The following is a 16529-nucleotide window of genomic DNA, read 5'->3' on the forward strand; positions in this document are numbered from 1 at the left end:
GTACTATGATAGTTTATGGATTAAAACACTACAAGAATAGCCCCTATATCTATAGTATATTATTGTATTGAGATAGAGTAGTATTCTAACCATAAGTTTGCTGTTAATCTGCATAGGCGCTTGTGTGGAAACAAAAAATGTAGCATCAAAACACTTAGCTATCATAAGTTATTTTCAAATATATAGATCTATTAAAGTTATGCTGTTAAACAAAATACATACTACATTTCCATGCCATCAATTAATCAGCTGAATATTTTAGGTATCTTCAATGGATATAGTGTAATATACAAAGTATCTATATTAGATACACACTGCTTTATTATATCAGTCAATAGATGCTCCAATAGATAATGAGATACTCTAGATTATCTTCTTGGTCATTCTAGCGTCCATGCTACAACGCTTTCCACCTGAAAAAGCAAACTTACAGCACCGCAAGTAATCGTACTATAATTTTATTAAATACAATTAATGCATATTTTCACATCACAGTGTACATAATCTGCTCTATTGAAAATTGAAACATTTGGTATGGAGTGCGTATATTTCTCACACTCCAATGAAAGATAACAATTATATAACCTGTATCTATAATTGCTTTGCAATATCTTTCATATTGCTACATAACAGAAAAAGATAAAATTCTTTACATTGCAATAAGTAAAATGCTACCCATTGTAATCAAAGAGTCTCTATTCCAGATATGCTACATATAATATGTAACACATGTATGTCATAATTAAAATATTGTTAATATATTATAATTTTTCCTAAACGCAAGGATCTTAGCATCATGACACATCTTTCTACCGAACATCCCTATGATTTTCAGAAAACCGGGAAAGTGGTATTACAGATTGTACGTGAGGGGCTTCAACAACTAGATCAGTATATCAACGAAGATTTTGTACGTGCTTGTGAAATAATTTTCCATTGTCGTGGAAAGGTAATAATTATGGGTATGGGAAAATCGGGGCATATTGGTAAAAAAATTGCTTCTACTTTTGCTAGCACCGGAACGCCTGCTTTTTTTATACACCCCGCTGAAGCTAATCATGGCGACCTAGGCATGGTTTGTTCTGATGATATCGTTATTGCTATTTCTAACTCCGGTGAATCTTTAGAGATTTTAACGCTTATTCCGATTTTAAAACGTCGTCATGTCATATTAATTTGCATGACTAGTCGCCCAAATAGTAGAATGGCAGATGCCGCAGAAGTTCATATATGCACCAAGGTGCCGCAAGAAGCATGTTCTCTTGGTCTGGTTCCAACCAGTAGTAGCACAGCTACGCTTGTTATGGGTGATGCTTTAGCAGTTGCGTTATTAAGAGCTAAGGGTTTTACACAAAAAGATTTTTCGCTCTCCCATCCTGGGGGAGCGTTAGGCCGTAAATTATTAATTCGTGTTGATAATATTATGCGCGTAGGTCATGCTATTCCATACCTACATCCAGACGCCTCCTTACACCAAGCTTTGCTAACAATGACCTCTAAAAAAATGGGAGTGATTGTAATTTGCAACACGAATAAACTCATTCAAGGCATTTTTACTGATGGTGATTTACGGCGCCTACTAGATGTGGGTGCTAACATTAATATGCATCGTATACGTATTTCTAGTATTATGACCCCAGTCGGGGTACGTATAAAACCGGATACATTAGTGATAGAGGCCATGAATGTCATGCAAAGTAAAAATATTACCTGTATTATCATAGCTGAGAAAAATAAACTAATAGGATTAGTACATATTTACGATATTCTTCGTACAAACGCATTTTAATCTAAATGTTATATGAAGTTCTGTTACACGAACGTCAAACCCCATCTATTGGAAAATCAATGCACATAATAATGACACATTATACTAAAATATGTGTATCATGTTCTTCGGTGGTTGCTTGATTAAATATAATAACAGATATACCATCTGGAGAACATCATATTTTTATACGCCTTCCGCTCAATGTTTACACATATAAAATCTATTTGATATTCCAAAACAATTAACGGTACGCGCTACTCACTGAAAATACAAAACAATTTCTAAAGCATTTATGATAAAACTATCATACATGATCTTTCGTGAGAATGTTGATAAAAGCATATTTTCTCACACGACTTAAAGGCAGCTAGTATATTACTATTTATTATGTAGTCTTTATATCTATGCATAATTATCTTCTATATCTCAAAAAAAAGATACACGCTATGGAAAGTAGCTAATAAATTTATATATAGAAACAGTATCTCCATGCATGCATGATGTAATGTACATATATACGACTCCTGAGGTTAGCATCGTTGATGCATTGAATGTACAAATACATAATATTACCATGCTTATTATTGTAATATGTAAAACTTTTTAGTTTCCATATGTCTAAACTGAAGTTTTATATAGACAAAATTATTGTCAATGTTATTTTACTATAATTAGAAAATATAGAATGCAGAAAGTTATATGCTGTTTTACAAAAAAATACCGCAAGCATCCTGATTTAATGTTCGTACTGTGCTTCCTTTATATATAGTATGATACATCAATATATATTTCTATTATCATCTATATGATCTTTCATATAAATGCATTTATCAATATACTACTATGGATAAAAACTATAATTAATAACATTACTATAGATCCATGTTACCTAATAGGCATCATAAGTCAGGATAATAAATCCTGCGCAGATTTTAACACATTGCACTATGTATATAACACGGGAAAATTATTATGAATAATCAACAAGCTGCTTTTACCACCTGTTATGGACCAATCAATCCAATCGTGATGCAAAAAGCAAAAAACGTAAAATTATTAATTTGTGATGCTGACGGTGTGATGTCTAACGGAATCATTTATCAGGGTAATGCTGGTGAAGAACTGAAAGGTTTTCATGTACGCGACGGGTATGGGATTAATTGTTTATTGATTTCTAAAATAGAAGTAGCAGTTATTACTGGCAGAGAATCGCAGCTCTTAAAAGATCGTTGTGCCACACTAGGTGTAAAACACCTATATCAAGGATGTTCTAATAAAATCAAACCATTCCATCTATTGCTTGAAAAACTGCAAATTAGAGAAACACAGGTAGCATATATCGGCGATGACGTGTTAGATTGGCCAGTTATGACAGTGGTAGGTTTAAGTATCGCAGTATCTAATGCCCATCCGATATTGCTACCTCGAGTGGATTATGTAACACGATTAGCTGGTGGAGATGGTGCTATACGAGAAATATGTGATCTTATATTAATGTCGCAAGGCAACTTTACGCCGGATAGTTTATGTAGTTGATGTGATTAATATTCAACGCTGTATAACGATATTAGTGGCGTTATTTTCAATCATTTTAATAGGCTGGATATTAAACGAGCATAGCAATATAGATAACATTGTACGCATAAACCACTCTTCTCTAGAACCAGCTTACACAAGCACTCACTTACATATGCTAACATATAACATGCAGGGAGCTTTAGCTAATAAAATTAGTGCAGATCAAGCTACATATTATTCTGATAAAAAAAATATTTACTTTGTAAAACCTATTATAAAAACATACGAGGATGATCATAGTCCATCCTGGAAGATACAAGCAGATACAGCTATGCTAACACATGATAAAATCCTGTATTTATATGGAAACGTACTAATAGATAGCTTAACTCATACAACAGAAATAGAAAAAATTAAGATGCATAACGCAAAAATTAGTTTAATTACTCAAGATATTAGCTCTGAGGATAATGTATTCTTGTATGGTCGGACATTTTATGCCACTAGTATGAAGATACATGGAAATTTGCGACAAAAAACGGCTGAATTAATAGATCAAGTGCAAACCTCTTATGAAATGCATCACACGCGCATACATCATTAAATGGCTTACTGGAAGCTTTTGTTTCATATGCAGTATGCCAATATTATCTCTAACTGAAGATTTTAGTCAATCTATCCATATCCATGCGGATAATCAGATGGTTGACATGCTTGGAAATATTGCTACCGCTACTGGTCATGTACTGGTAACGCAAGGTTCAATTAAACTTATGGCTGATAAAATAATTGTAACTCGTCCAAATGGTGACAACCAAAAGATTATTATTGATGCTTATGGTAATTTCACAACGTTCTACCAAATGCAAAATAATGGTAAACCTATTCAAGGTCATGCAAAACAAATTCACTATGAGTTCAATACTAATAAAGTGGAGCTCAACGGAAACGCCTCCATGGAACAACTTAATAGTAATATTCAGTGCGATCATCTCGTATATTTCATAAAAGAAAATAAAATAGATGCTATAAGTAATCACGGTCACCGTATAACTAGTACACTGACACCATCACAACTAAAAAAATAAAGCAAAAGAGACGATAGCGTTCACATACATGATTAATCAGTCACACTTAATTATTGATAATTTAGTAAAAAGTTACAAAGGTCGCCTAGTCGTAGAAGGTGTTAGTCTTCATGTACAGTCCGGCGAAATTATTGGTCTACTTGGACCAAATGGGGCGGGTAAAACAACAACATTCTATATGGTAGTAGGAATTATATCACGTGATGCAGGAAGAATAATAATCGATAAAGAAGATATTAGTCTGCTCCCTCTACATGCTAGAGCACGTCGAGGAATTGGATATCTTCCGCAAGAAGGTTCTATTTTTAGAGGTCTTAGTGTTTATGACAATATCATGGCTGTGCTACAGGTACGTCATGATCTCACCAAGCAACAACGCGTACATCGTGCTCATGAACTACTAGATGAATTTCATATTGGACCGCACTTGCATAATAATATGGGGAATACATTGTCTGGGGGTGAGCGACGACGCGTAGAAATAGCGCGAATGTTAGCAGCAAACCCGAAATTTATTCTATTAGATGAACCTTTTGCCGGCGTAGATCCTATTTCCGTCACAGATATTAAAAACATTATAAAACAATTAAGTGAACATGGTCTAGGTGTATTAATTACAGATCATAACGTCCGTGACACTCTAGCAGTGTGTGAACGCGCATATATTGTGAATAAAGGACGTCTAATTTCTCATGGAACTCCTGCAGTGATCCTTGCAGATAAACAAGTACAGCGTGTATATTTAGGCGAAGAGTTTAAACTCTAAATAATTTTATAAATTACAAAAATAGCGTTATCCCATGTTAAAATATGTAATCCTAGATATGATTTACTCATCTTTGGTAATAACTGCATATATTGCAAGAATATTATGTCTATTGTGAGATATTTTCCATCCCTATTTGTACTACAAATACAAACACGCTATATTCTTCCTTCAATCGATCTATTGCATTTATCATTAGTAAAGTATGAATCTTTAATGCAATTTTTGACATTGTCTAGACTATCAGATGATAATCTCTAGAACAGTAAATATTTAGCCACACACCTCTCACGGCATTTATATACTATATACCACTCGTGATGAATATGTATACTCATGACATGTATCCTAATGCTATGGACGCTACAATACTAAAAACGATGCTTGTAAAATGTACAGATAATATCAGTTAAGATACAAAAAATGATAAAAGCTACAAAACTATCCGTTTTTACAACACTTACACATAAAAAAGGTGAGATCTGTAATGTAAGATTATGAACACAGTGTTTATTATGATGCCTTAGAGAAAAATAATTTCACACAGCTCTATCGGTGTGTGACACAATAGTCATTATAAACTTCTATGGTATAAAATATATAAAATATTTTTATAGAATCAATCATATGCAAAAGACATTTTAAATCCTTATAATTAGATTATTGCACGTAATAGTATATATACTGTGGCTGCTAACCGATATGTTTATATCTCCTCCATGCGCCGAATTGGAATGGAGGAACCTATCTCGCTCTGATGATCGATTTGTCTCAATAGCAAGTGGGGATTCTGTGTATCTATACTAATGCGAGTATGCTAAATAAACACTCAATATATATTTCGTATACTCTTTTACATACATGTTAAATATAAAGTAAGAATACATATGAACATTCATAAATCACTAGTAATCGTCATGTTTAGAGCTATCTGCATGTGTACCGAAAATTTTATCGATGTTTATGTTGATTCATAATTAGACGAAGTCTAAGAAAAAAATATATAAAAGAATACTACTATAATTGTTCTAAAGATATATACGACTTATGGAGTGGTTGTTTTAACAATAAAGAAACATGTGTGAGATATTTGATATATCATAAAAACTATAGAAGAGTACATTTAGACGTGTTCTATAACAGCATAGTTAAACTTTACAGATCATGCGAGTCTAGGATAGAAGGGGAGAAATTATAAAAAACAAACAACATTACAATTATTAATCAAGCAATCTATATGATTACTATAGGTGAGATCTCTTATATTATTTATCTGCAATATACTATAACCTGCAATAAGAGCATCGCACCAGACTTCATTCATCATAGAATCGCTGTCATGTATAGCGACATCTCTTTTCTAAACAAATTAAATGAATTGCACCATCTACCATTGAATTATACACCGTAGCTGGCATTACAGACTGTATGTTCTCTTTTTAATAAAATAAAAATTTATCTTATACCCGTGCATAAGTAATTAAAAATATGATAAATAACGAACAAAAACTAGCATTAGGAGCAGTATTAAGCGTCTCATGTACGCGACATGATGTATACTGTCATAGTAAAAAAAGAGCGCTGGAAATTATTAGTGAACTAGCAGCTAAACAGCTCAGTCTTCCGCAAAAAACAATTTTTGATGCAATGCAAACACGTGAAAAAATGGGTAGCACTGGTATTGGAAATGGCATTGCTATCCCACATGGTACACTGGAAAATGATACTTTACAAACTGTTGGAGCCTTTATTCGTCTTGAAAACCCGATTACTTTTGATGCCATTGACAATCAACCGGTAGATTTATTATTTGCCTTATTGGTACCAGCTGATAAATGTAAAACTCATTTACATACCTTATCAATAGTCGCGAAAAGATTGGCGGATAAAAAAATTTTAAGCCGTCTTCGTGCAGCACGTAGTGATGAAGACCTATATAAGATTATTACGGAATAATATCACATGCTCGTATGACTTAGATATCATGATATGACTAGACATAAACGATATGAGCGATGTGTACGATATAAAAATATTATGCTAATGGCATTGTCTCAGTAATATATTAAATCAGTGCACAAAGGGTATAAACGCACTAGAAGTCACATTCTATACTCAAGCCACCTATGTAGTGCTTGTATCCGTAAAAAACTAACAATATCTAATGCTAATTAGATTACTAACCATGGAATTAATATTAATGAAAGGGATGCATCACTCATTATTAACGTCAAGGTTATTCATAGTATTTTCAATACATCTGGTATAACCACCTGCTGCATGCGGTGCTTTTTCTAGCATGACTTTTAACTTATGCATACGACATTCTGCATGTGCGATTTTCTCATATGTATTTATCTTTTTTGATCTAACACATAACAAAGATTGCATGCAGTACTAAAAATAAACTTATTAACGTTAGTATAATCTTAGTACGTAATTTTACATCCTGTAATCGTTTTATAAGATCTTCTACGGTTACATGTAATGCTTCTTTTTGTTCTACAGGGTAGCTTATGCGTAAACATAACCGCAAATATATATTATTATTAATTCTCTCGACATATTACTATCCTTATTTTAATGTACAAAGAGTTATCGTATCTTCCTATCAACTTCAATTGTATAGTCGAATACACGATTCTTATATGATAAGTGCTAATATAGTATAGCTCATGTACTATGCCTCGACTAATATTGTACGAAGGATTACTCTTCAAAATCAACGATAATTATATGTCTCATAATCTGTATTAATCAAAATTAATACGCTGTAGAATCGATGGATGGAAGTATATTAATAATAAAATATAATATTTAGTAGCTTTTAATGATCTATTATAAATAATCTTGTTCTTTATTTATAGTCATACACTATGATATATTAGCTACGTAAAAATTATTTATTGTACACTCTGATTATATATCATATTATTTCTATCTTTTTATATCAATATCTATGCATTCATTTAGAATATAAGTTATACTATATCTGACATAGCATATCCATTATTATATTTTATATTGTATACCGTACCAAAGATAGATTTTTAAAAAATGACTCGAATCATTATATACATCGACAATATAAGATATAGGTATATTTTAAACAATCATCGTACTCATATATAAGTGTCGATGGCTCATTATGCATAAGATATATCTATATAAAATTAAAGATTTAACATTTACCTTCAGTTAAGGCAAATTACGTTGCGTCAATATAATGGTGCAAAGCTCAATAAGTCACTATCGCATTATATTCATAGGCAAGAAAATAAACTTTAAATATACCACCATTCATCTTTCCTCAAAATCATTAATCCTTTAGAAAAATTCGAAAGAAATTTTTTTCTATATTGCACAAAAAATACCGCATGTGATCATTTTTGTATATCATAAGAAATTTTAATTATATTTTTATTCATCCCTTACTGACCATTCTATAATACATACTATAAAATCATACCCCTCTAATATGCGATGAATTTTTACTTATGACCTCTTTTTTGTAAGAGAATATTACGTAATTTTAATATAAAAAGATATATACTATCGTTAAGTGTAATACACGATGAATTGTTTATGAATAAATACACATTATTTTAGGAAAGACGTTGATAGCGTGACATATTTTTACAGAAACGCACATAGAGTGAATGCATAATTTTATCATCATTATCGTGATAATATATGATAATATTTGCTATGTAGTATCAATGCACGATCTTTAGCATGCTCTACGGCACCTTAATAAAACAATTCTACTTCGGTAGAAAGTCATCGCATATATAAAGAGAATTTAATGACTGACAAAGAATTTTTACGTCGCCGTCAAGCACTTTTATCATATATGGCTCCATCTAGTGTAGTGTTAATTTTTGCCGCCCCAATAGTAATTCGTAGTCATACAAGCACATATCCTTATCGGCAAAATAGTGATTTTTGGTATTTTACTGGATTTAATGAATCAGAAGCAGCTTTATTACTTATTAAAATTTCTTGTAATAATGATTACAGCGTACTCTTTAATCGTAGAAATAGCTTACAGAACCAAATCTGGTGTGGCAATTACCTGGGACAAAAAGATGCATTGAAAACACTATCAGTGAACTATGCGTTACCATGGGATTGCATTAATGATGAGCTCTATCATTTTCTGCAAAATATCACCATCGTTTATCACGCACAAGGACAATACGACTTTGCTGATCGTATTGTCTTACATGCATTGAATCAAATCCGGCACCAATCACTTACACATACGACCTCTCCCATCACATTACTTGACTGGCGTCCATGGGTACGTGAGTTACGTTTGCTTAAATCACAAGAAGAGCAGAGAGCTCTACGAGAAGCAGGGCGTATTAGTGCGCTAGCCCATCAATCTGCTATAAAAATAGCACGCCCTGATATGTATGAATATCAGCTAGAGGGTGAGATCCAACGCACATTTCATGATAATGGTGCACGATTTCCAGCTTATAACACAATTATTGCTTCGGGTGAAAATGCCTGCATTTTACACTACACCAATAATGATCAAAGGATGTACGCCGGACAACTAGTACTCATTGATGCAGGTTGTGAATTTAAAGGATATGCTGCAGATGTTACTAGAACCGTGCCGGTTAATGGTACATTTAGTACACCACAGCGTGCTATTTATAATATAGTATTAGATGCAATCACTTTAGGACTCAAGCTTTACAGACCTGGCACGACTATTTATTCGGTTACACAAGCTGTAGTACGTATGATGGTAAAACGCTTAATACAACTCAACATTATACAAGGTGATCTCGATACTCTCATTTCCACAAATGCCATACATCCATTTTTTATGCATAAATTAAGTCACTGGATCGGGTTAGATGTACATGATGTCGGTGGTTATGGTGAGAATGATCATCGTGTTTTAAAACCTGGTATGACACTCACTATTGAACCCGGTCTTTATATCTCCAAGAGATCACATGTACCCAAAGAGTATCGCGGGATAGGTGTACGTATTGAAGACGATATTCTTATCACAAAAGATGGTAACGAAAATTTTACTGCCTCTGTAGTCAAAGAGACTAACGCCATTGAACACTTTATGATGACTGCAAATATACCATGAGTATAATTATTGCGGGAGGTGGATTAGTTGGTACTACGCTCGCGTTAGCTATTTCTCATGCAACAAAAGGTAAGAAAACAGTCTTTTTGATAGAAGAAACCGAACCAAAAAAACCTGTGCCTACTACCTATGATGGAAGAGTCATTGCATTATCTGCGGACACTTGTCAAAAAATAGCTTCTTTTGATCTTTGGTCTGCCATCAAACCCAGTGCTACCGCGATCACACATATTCATATTAGTGATCGCGGATCACTTGGATTCATCTCTCTTGACTCTAAAGAGTACAATGTTTCAGCATTAGGACATGTTATAGAATTATCTCAAGTTATGAATAATCTATTTTCCTGCCTACAAAAGGCACCAGGTGTATACTTGTACTGTCCACACAAAGTCTCTGAGATTAAACGTTCAGAACAACATGTTTGTGTAACATTAGATAATGGAGAAAAAATTTATGGTGAATTATTGGTAGCTGCTGATGGTTGGCGCTCCGAAGTCGCTAAAATGTGTGGAATTAAAAGACAATCTGTTAATTATAAACAAATAGCAATAGTATCTACTGTTTCTACACAAGTATCTCATAATGGATGGGCATTTGAACGATTCACTGATCAAGGCCCACTGGCTATGCTACCCATTTCCAGTGGCTATAGTGCATTAGTATGGTGCCAATCTGATGTCGGTAGACATAAGATAGCGCAATGGAATGACAAACAGTTTATAACTGAACTTCAGAGTGCTTTTGGTTGGCGTCTGGGGCGTTTTTTGCATGCGGAGAAGCGACAAATATATCCTTTGCAGTTACAATCTGCTACTCACAATATCTCTCATCGCCTTGTGTTAATTGGTGATGCTGCACAGACTTTGCATCCAGTTGCTGCTCAAGGATTTAATCTGGGTATGCGTGATATTATTTCGTTAGTAGAAACGCTACAAACCGCTTGGCAACAAGGTAAAGGAGCTGGGGATTACTCTACCTTGCGATATTATCAACAATCGAGAAAAAGAGACGTGAGGGCTACCATCAAGATTACCGATGAACTACTACGTTTATTTTCTAATACACATAAAGGACTGACCATTGGACGATCTTTTGGTTTAATCATGATAGATCAAAGCCCTCTATTGCGTTATTTACTCGCTCAATGGACTTTAGGTTGGATTCAGTGGAATACATTATTCAGAGATAAAACACATGAAACATTATGATATCATCATCTCTGGAGGGGGCATTGTTGGATTAGCAATAGCCTGTGGTTTACAAGGCATCGGTCTTCAGGTACTGATAGTAGAATGTACGAAATATAAACGAGTGTTAAATGATGATACTATCATCCAAAATACAGAACGTTTTTCGGCACTAAATGTAGCTAGTAAACGTTTTTTACAACATTTAGGGATATGGCAAAAAATATTAGATATATATGCTACTAATCCATTTTATGGTGTAGAAGTATGGGATATGGATGGCTGCGGAAAAATTAATTTTGATTCTCAAAAACAGAGAATAAAAGATCCACTCGGCTACATTGTGTCAAATCAAGAGTTACATCATATGTTGTGGCAGTATGTACAAAATAGCAAGGATATTACAATTTTCACTTCAGTAAAATTTCACAATGTCTCGTTTGAAAGTGACCACGCTATACTAACATTAGAAAATGGTAGCGTTCTTTCTACTTATTTAGTTATCGCAGCAGATGGCACTCATTCTTGGATACGCGAACATGCTAATATCCCACTAACTTTTTGGGACTATAGACATCATGCTCTTGTAGCAACCATTCGAACAGAAAAACCACACCAATCAGTCGCATATCAGATCTTTCACAGCGAAAGCATCCTTGCTTTTCTTCCTCTTAGCGATCCTTATTTAAGTTCTATTGTATGGTCTGTATCCCCAGAGAAAGCTTCTTTCCTTCAAACAACATCAGAAATTTTATTTAATCAATATTTATCAATATCTCACGATCTGCGCTTAGGTCTTTGTCGACTAGCGAGTAAGCGACAAACGCTTCCATTAACGGGATGTTATGCACATAATTTTGCACAGCATCGATTAGCACTAGTGGGTAATTCTGCACATACTATTCACCCGTTAATCGGGCAAGGATTAAATCTTGGGTTAATGGATGCGGCTGAGTTAATTAGCGAAATAAAGCGCATTCACTACCAGTGTTGTGATATTGGTCAATATAAAAACCTTCGTGCTTACGAACGGCGCCGAAAATATAGTGCTTTGTTAATGTTAATGGGAGCACAAGGTTTCTATTTAATATTTCATGGCAACCATGCTGAAAAAAAAATTTTACGTAACAGTTTATTAATGCTCGTAAATCAGATGCCAGCGGTTAAGTTCTATCTATTGCAACACGCACAAGGAATTATAAATATCCCTCAATGGTTATTGCGTTGATAATATCACCGCTCCATACAAACCGCTAGACATCAAATCAAAAAAACAAAAGGCCGCCTGAACAAATATTACTGTCAGGCGGCCTTTTGTTTTTTTGATTTGATGTCTAGCGGTTCCCTACTCTCACATGGGGAGGCCCCATACTACCATTGGCGCTACGGCGTTTCACTTCTGAGTTCGGTATGGGATCAGGTGGTACCACCGCGCTATGGCCGCTAGACAAAATTCTTTTTATAATTTATTAAATTTTTATTCTCTTAATCAATACAAGCTGAATCGATATGATTTGAACCAATATTTTTTATTAAAACGCTTCTGGTGTTGTAAGGTTAAGCCTCACGGGTCATTAGTACCGGTTAGCTCAACGCATTACTACGCTTACACATCCGGCCTATCAACGTCGTTGTCTTCAACGTCCCTTTAGGACTCTTTAAGAGTCTGGGAAGACTCATCTTGAGGCAAGTTTCGCGCTTATATGCTTTCAGCGCTTATCTTTTCCGCACTTAGCTACCGGGCAATGCCATTGGCATGACAACCCGAACACCAGCGGTGCGTTCACTCCGGTCCTCTCGTACTAGGAGCAACCCCTCTCAATCTTCCAACGCCCACGGCAGATAGGGACCGAACTGTCTCACGACGTTCTAAACCCAGCTCGCGTACCACTTTAAACGGCGAACAACCGTACCCTTGGGACCTGCTTCAGCCCCGGGATGTGATGAGCCGACATCGAGGTGCCAAACACCGCCGTCGATATGAACTCTTGGGCGGTATCAGCCTGTTATCCCCGGAGTACCTTTTATTCGTTGAGCGATGGCCCTTCCATACAGCACCACCGGATCATTATGACCTGCTTTCGCACCTGCTCGAATTGTCACTCTCGCAGTCAAGCCAGCTTATGCCATTGCACTAACCTCACGATATCCGACCGTGATTAGCTGACCTTAGTGCTCCTCCGTTACTCTTTAGGAGGAGACCGCCCCAGTCAAACTACCCACCAGACACTGTCCCCACACCGGTTAACGGTGCTAGGTTAGAACAATAAACTGTAAAGGGTGGTATTTCAAGGGTGGCTCCACAAGAACTAGCGTTCATGCTTCATAGCCTCCCACCTATCCTACACATTAAAGATCAGTGTTCAGTGTCAAGCTATAGTAAAGGTTCACGGGGTCTTTCCGTCTTGCCGCGGGTACACTGCATCTTCACAGCGATTTCAATTTCACTGAGTCCCGGGTGGAGACAGCCTAGCCATCATTACGCCATTCGTGCAGGTCGGAACTTACCCGACAAGGAATTTCGCTACCTTAGGACCGTTATAGTTACGGCCGCCGTTTACCGGGGCTTCGATCAAGAGCTTCTCCTTGTGTGGATAACCCCATCAATTAACCTTCCGGCACCGGGCAGGCGTCACACCGTATACGTCCACTTTCGTGTTTGCACAGTGCTGTGTTTTTAATAAACAGTTGCAGCTAGCTGGTATCTGCGACTGACTTTAGCTACACGAGTACATCGTTTCACCTAAGTCAGCGTGCCTTCTCCCGAAGTTACGGCACCATTTTGCCTAGTTCCTTCACCCGGGTTCTCTCAAGCGCCTAGGTATGCTCTACCTGACCACCTGTGTCGGTTTGGGGTACGATTAACTATGACCTATACTTAGAGGCTTTTCCTGGAAGCATGGCGTTTGTTACTTCAGCACCGTAGTACTTCGTCATCACACCTCAGCTATTCTGAGCGAAGGATTTGCCTAACGCTCAAACCTATATGCTTAAACCGGGACAACCGACGCCCGGATAACATAGCCTTCTCCGTCCCCCCTTCGTAGTCATAATCAGTACGGGAATATTAACCCGTTGTCCATCGATTACGCCTTTCGGCCTCACCTTAGGTGTCGACTCACCCTGCCTCGATTAACGTTGGACAGGAACCCTTAGTCTTTCGGCGAGTAGGCATTTCACCCACTTTATCGTTACTCATGTCAGCATTCGCACTTCTGATATCTCCAATGTGCCTCACAGCACACCTTCAACGACTTACAGAACGCTCCCCTACCCATCCGACACATTCATTCTAAAAGAACTAAAATATACATTCTCATAAAAATATATCAAATGCCGCAGCTTCGGTGCATAGTTTAGCCCCGTTACATCTTCCGCGCAAGCCGACTCGACCAGTGAGCTTTTACGCTTTCTTTAAATGATGGCTGCTTCTAAGCCAACATCCTGGCTGTCCGGGCCTTCTCACATCGTTTCCCACTTAACTATGACTTTGGGACCTTAGCTGGCGGTCTGGGTTGTTTCCCTCTTCACGACGGACGTTAGCACCCGCCGTGTGTCTCCCGTGATTACATTCTTTGGTATTCATAGTTTGCATTGGCTTGGTAAGCCGGTATGGCCCCCTGACCAAAACAGTGCTCTACCCCCAAAGATGAGTTCACAAGGCGCTACCTAAATAGCTTTCGGGGAGAACCAGCTATCTCCCGGTTTGATTGGCCTTTCACCCCTAACCATAGGTCATCCGCTAATTTTTCAACATTAGTCGGTTCGGTCCTCCAGTTAGTGTTACCCAACCTTCAACCTGCCCGTGGCTAGATCACCGGGTTTCGGGTCTGTACCCTGCAACTTAACGCCCATTTAAGACTCGGTTTCCCTACGGCTCCCCTATACGGTTAACCTTGCTACAGAGAACAAGTCGCTGACCCATTATACAAAAGGTACGCAGTCACACCATGTAGATGCTCCCACTGCTTGTACGTACACGGTTTCAGGTTCTTTTCACTCCCCTTATAGGGGTTCTTTTCGCCTTTCCCTCACGGTACTAGTTCACTATCGGTCAGTCAGTAGTATTTAGCCTTGGAGGATGGTCCCCCCGTATTCAGACAGGATGTCACGTGTCCCGCCCTACTCTTCGAACTCACACTTTACGTATTTTCGCATACGGGACTGTCACCCTTTATTGTACGACTTTCCAGACGATTCTGCTAATTCGAAAAATGATGGTAGTTCTGGGCTCTTATCCCCGTTCGCTCGCCGCTACTCAGGGAATCTCAATTGATTTCTTTTCCTCGGGGTACTTAGATGTTTCAGTTCCCCCGGTTCGCCTTATGTTACTATGAATTTATAACATAATGATGCAAAAAAATTGCATCGGGTTTCCCCATTCGGGTATCGTCGGATATTGCGGTTCATATCACCTTCCCGACGCTTTTCGCAGATTAGCACGCCCTTCATCGCCTCTGACTGCCTAGGCATCCACCGTGTACGCTTTTTCACTTAACCTTACAACCCACAAGCGTCTCACTATTTTTCTATTATTTTCTCTTGTAATTAAAAAAATCTATTGATTCTTTTTAAAAAAAAGAAAACATAAATCTTATTTCTATATTAAGATGTAATTCAATCGGTAATTCGAGGTTTTGTAAAACCCTCATTTTTCAGCTTGTTTCAAATTATTAAAGAGCGGAATACTTATTATTATACTATTAATATTTTTATAGTATATTACTTTCATTCTTTTTATACAACATATATTTAAATTATATTTATGGTGGAGCTAAGCGGTCTCGAACCGCTGACCTCCTGCGTGCAAAGCAGGCGCTCTCCCATCTGAGCTATAACCCCATAAAATAAGCAAAATCTCTATATTAATATGCTGTATATGCTCAGGTGGTTAAAAATGTATGAAACAAAATACAATTTTCCCTTCAAAATTGGGGCGTCTACCATAGAGTTTATAAAAATGTGGTAGGCCTGAGTGGACTTGAACCACCGACCTCACCCTTATCAGGGGTGCGCTCTAACCGCCTGAGCTACAAGCCTACAAAGGTTTTGCTCGTTTCTTTTCATCAGACAA

General features: G+C 36.8%; 9 protein-coding genes, 2 tRNA genes and 2 rRNA genes. 9 read left to right on the top strand and 4 right to left on the bottom strand.

What is annotated here, in order from left to right:
* Nucleotides 1-796 precede the first annotated feature (796 nt).
* The 9 genes from kdsD (at nt 797) to ERCILAFE3058_RS03305 (ending at nt 12683) form a co-directional block, all read left to right on the top strand.
* Nucleotides 797-1789, top strand: a complete 993-nt coding sequence (kdsD, locus tag ERCILAFE3058_RS03265; protein ID WP_157990002.1) for an arabinose-5-phosphate isomerase KdsD — start codon at nt 797-799, stop codon at nt 1787-1789.
* A 954-nt stretch (nt 1790-2743) separates the two neighbouring features.
* Nucleotides 2744-3307, top strand: coding sequence for a 3-deoxy-manno-octulosonate-8-phosphatase KdsC (kdsC, locus tag ERCILAFE3058_RS03270; protein WP_157990003.1), 564 nt, complete (start codon nt 2744-2746; stop codon nt 3305-3307).
* A 1-nt stretch (nt 3308) separates the two neighbouring features.
* A complete protein-coding gene (gene lptC, locus ERCILAFE3058_RS03275; protein ID WP_157990004.1) occupies nt 3309-3893 on the top strand; it encodes an LPS export ABC transporter periplasmic protein LptC in 585 nt (194 codons plus the stop codon).
* Nucleotides 3862-4377 (top strand): lipopolysaccharide transport periplasmic protein LptA, encoded by a 516-nt coding sequence (gene lptA / locus ERCILAFE3058_RS03280; protein ID WP_157990005.1) that lies wholly within the window; start codon nt 3862-3864, stop codon nt 4375-4377. The genes lptC and lptA overlap by 32 nt, the downstream gene beginning before the upstream one ends.
* 28 nt (nt 4378-4405) lie before the next feature.
* A complete protein-coding gene (gene lptB, locus ERCILAFE3058_RS03285) occupies nt 4406-5143 on the top strand; it encodes an LPS export ABC transporter ATP-binding protein (RefSeq protein ID WP_157990006.1) in 738 nt (245 codons plus the stop codon).
* 1488 nt (nt 5144-6631) lie between these two features.
* Nucleotides 6632-7099, top strand: coding sequence for a PTS IIA-like nitrogen regulatory protein PtsN (ptsN, locus tag ERCILAFE3058_RS03290; protein ID WP_157990007.1), 468 nt, complete (start codon nt 6632-6634; stop codon nt 7097-7099).
* 1849 nt (nt 7100-8948) lie between these two features.
* Nucleotides 8949-10265, top strand: coding sequence for a Xaa-Pro aminopeptidase (pepP, locus tag ERCILAFE3058_RS03295; protein WP_157990008.1), 1317 nt, complete (start codon nt 8949-8951; stop codon nt 10263-10265).
* Nucleotides 10262-11476 (top strand): 2-octaprenyl-6-methoxyphenyl hydroxylase, encoded by a 1215-nt coding sequence (gene ubiH, locus ERCILAFE3058_RS03300; protein ID WP_157990009.1) that lies wholly within the window; start codon nt 10262-10264, stop codon nt 11474-11476. Before pepP ends, ubiH begins: the two co-directional genes overlap by 4 nt.
* Complete coding sequence (locus ERCILAFE3058_RS03305; protein WP_157990010.1) at nt 11463-12683, top strand: FAD-dependent monooxygenase; 1221 nt, start codon at nt 11463-11465, stop codon at nt 12681-12683. Before ubiH ends, ERCILAFE3058_RS03305 begins: the two co-directional genes overlap by 14 nt.
* Nucleotides 12684-12787: 104 nt before the next feature.
* Here the strand turns inward: ERCILAFE3058_RS03305 and rrf are convergent.
* From rrf to ERCILAFE3058_RS03325, 4 genes are all read right to left on the bottom strand, one after another.
* Nucleotides 12788-12903 (bottom strand): 5S ribosomal RNA (gene rrf, locus ERCILAFE3058_RS03310).
* Nucleotides 12904-13008: 105 nt separating this feature from the next.
* Nucleotides 13009-15955, bottom strand: a 23S ribosomal RNA gene (locus ERCILAFE3058_RS03315).
* A 266-nt stretch (nt 15956-16221) separates the two neighbouring features.
* A tRNA-Ala gene (locus tag ERCILAFE3058_RS03320) sits at nt 16222-16297 on the bottom strand.
* Nucleotides 16298-16418: 121 nt separating this feature from the next.
* Nucleotides 16419-16495, bottom strand: a tRNA-Ile gene (locus ERCILAFE3058_RS03325).
* Between the last annotated feature and the right edge of the window lie 34 nt (nt 16496-16529).

Origin of the sequence: Candidatus Erwinia haradaeae, assembly GCF_900698955.1 — a bacterium.
Lineage (GTDB): Bacteria > Pseudomonadota > Gammaproteobacteria > Enterobacterales > Enterobacteriaceae > Erwinia_E > Erwinia_E haradaeae_G.

What these genes read in the sequence shown, in the direction of transcription:
- kdsD (WP_157990002.1), top strand. Translation starts at nt 797, where the DNA reads ATGACACATCTTTCTACCGAACATCCCTATGATTTTCAGAAAACCGGG.
- kdsC (WP_157990003.1), top strand. Translation starts at nt 2,744, where the DNA reads ATGAATAATCAACAAGCTGCTTTTACCACCTGTTATGGACCAATCAAT.
- lptA (WP_157990005.1), top strand. Translation starts at nt 3,862, where the DNA reads ATGAAATGCATCACACGCGCATACATCATTAAATGGCTTACTGGAAGC.
- lptB (WP_157990006.1), top strand. Translation starts at nt 4,406, where the DNA reads ATGATTAATCAGTCACACTTAATTATTGATAATTTAGTAAAAAGTTAC.
- ptsN (WP_157990007.1), top strand. Translation starts at nt 6,632, where the DNA reads ATGATAAATAACGAACAAAAACTAGCATTAGGAGCAGTATTAAGCGTC.
- pepP (WP_157990008.1), top strand. Translation starts at nt 8,949, where the DNA reads ATGACTGACAAAGAATTTTTACGTCGCCGTCAAGCACTTTTATCATAT.
- ubiH (WP_157990009.1), top strand. Translation starts at nt 10,262, where the DNA reads ATGAGTATAATTATTGCGGGAGGTGGATTAGTTGGTACTACGCTCGCG.
- ERCILAFE3058_RS03305 (WP_157990010.1), top strand. Translation starts at nt 11,463, where the DNA reads ATGAAACATTATGATATCATCATCTCTGGAGGGGGCATTGTTGGATTA.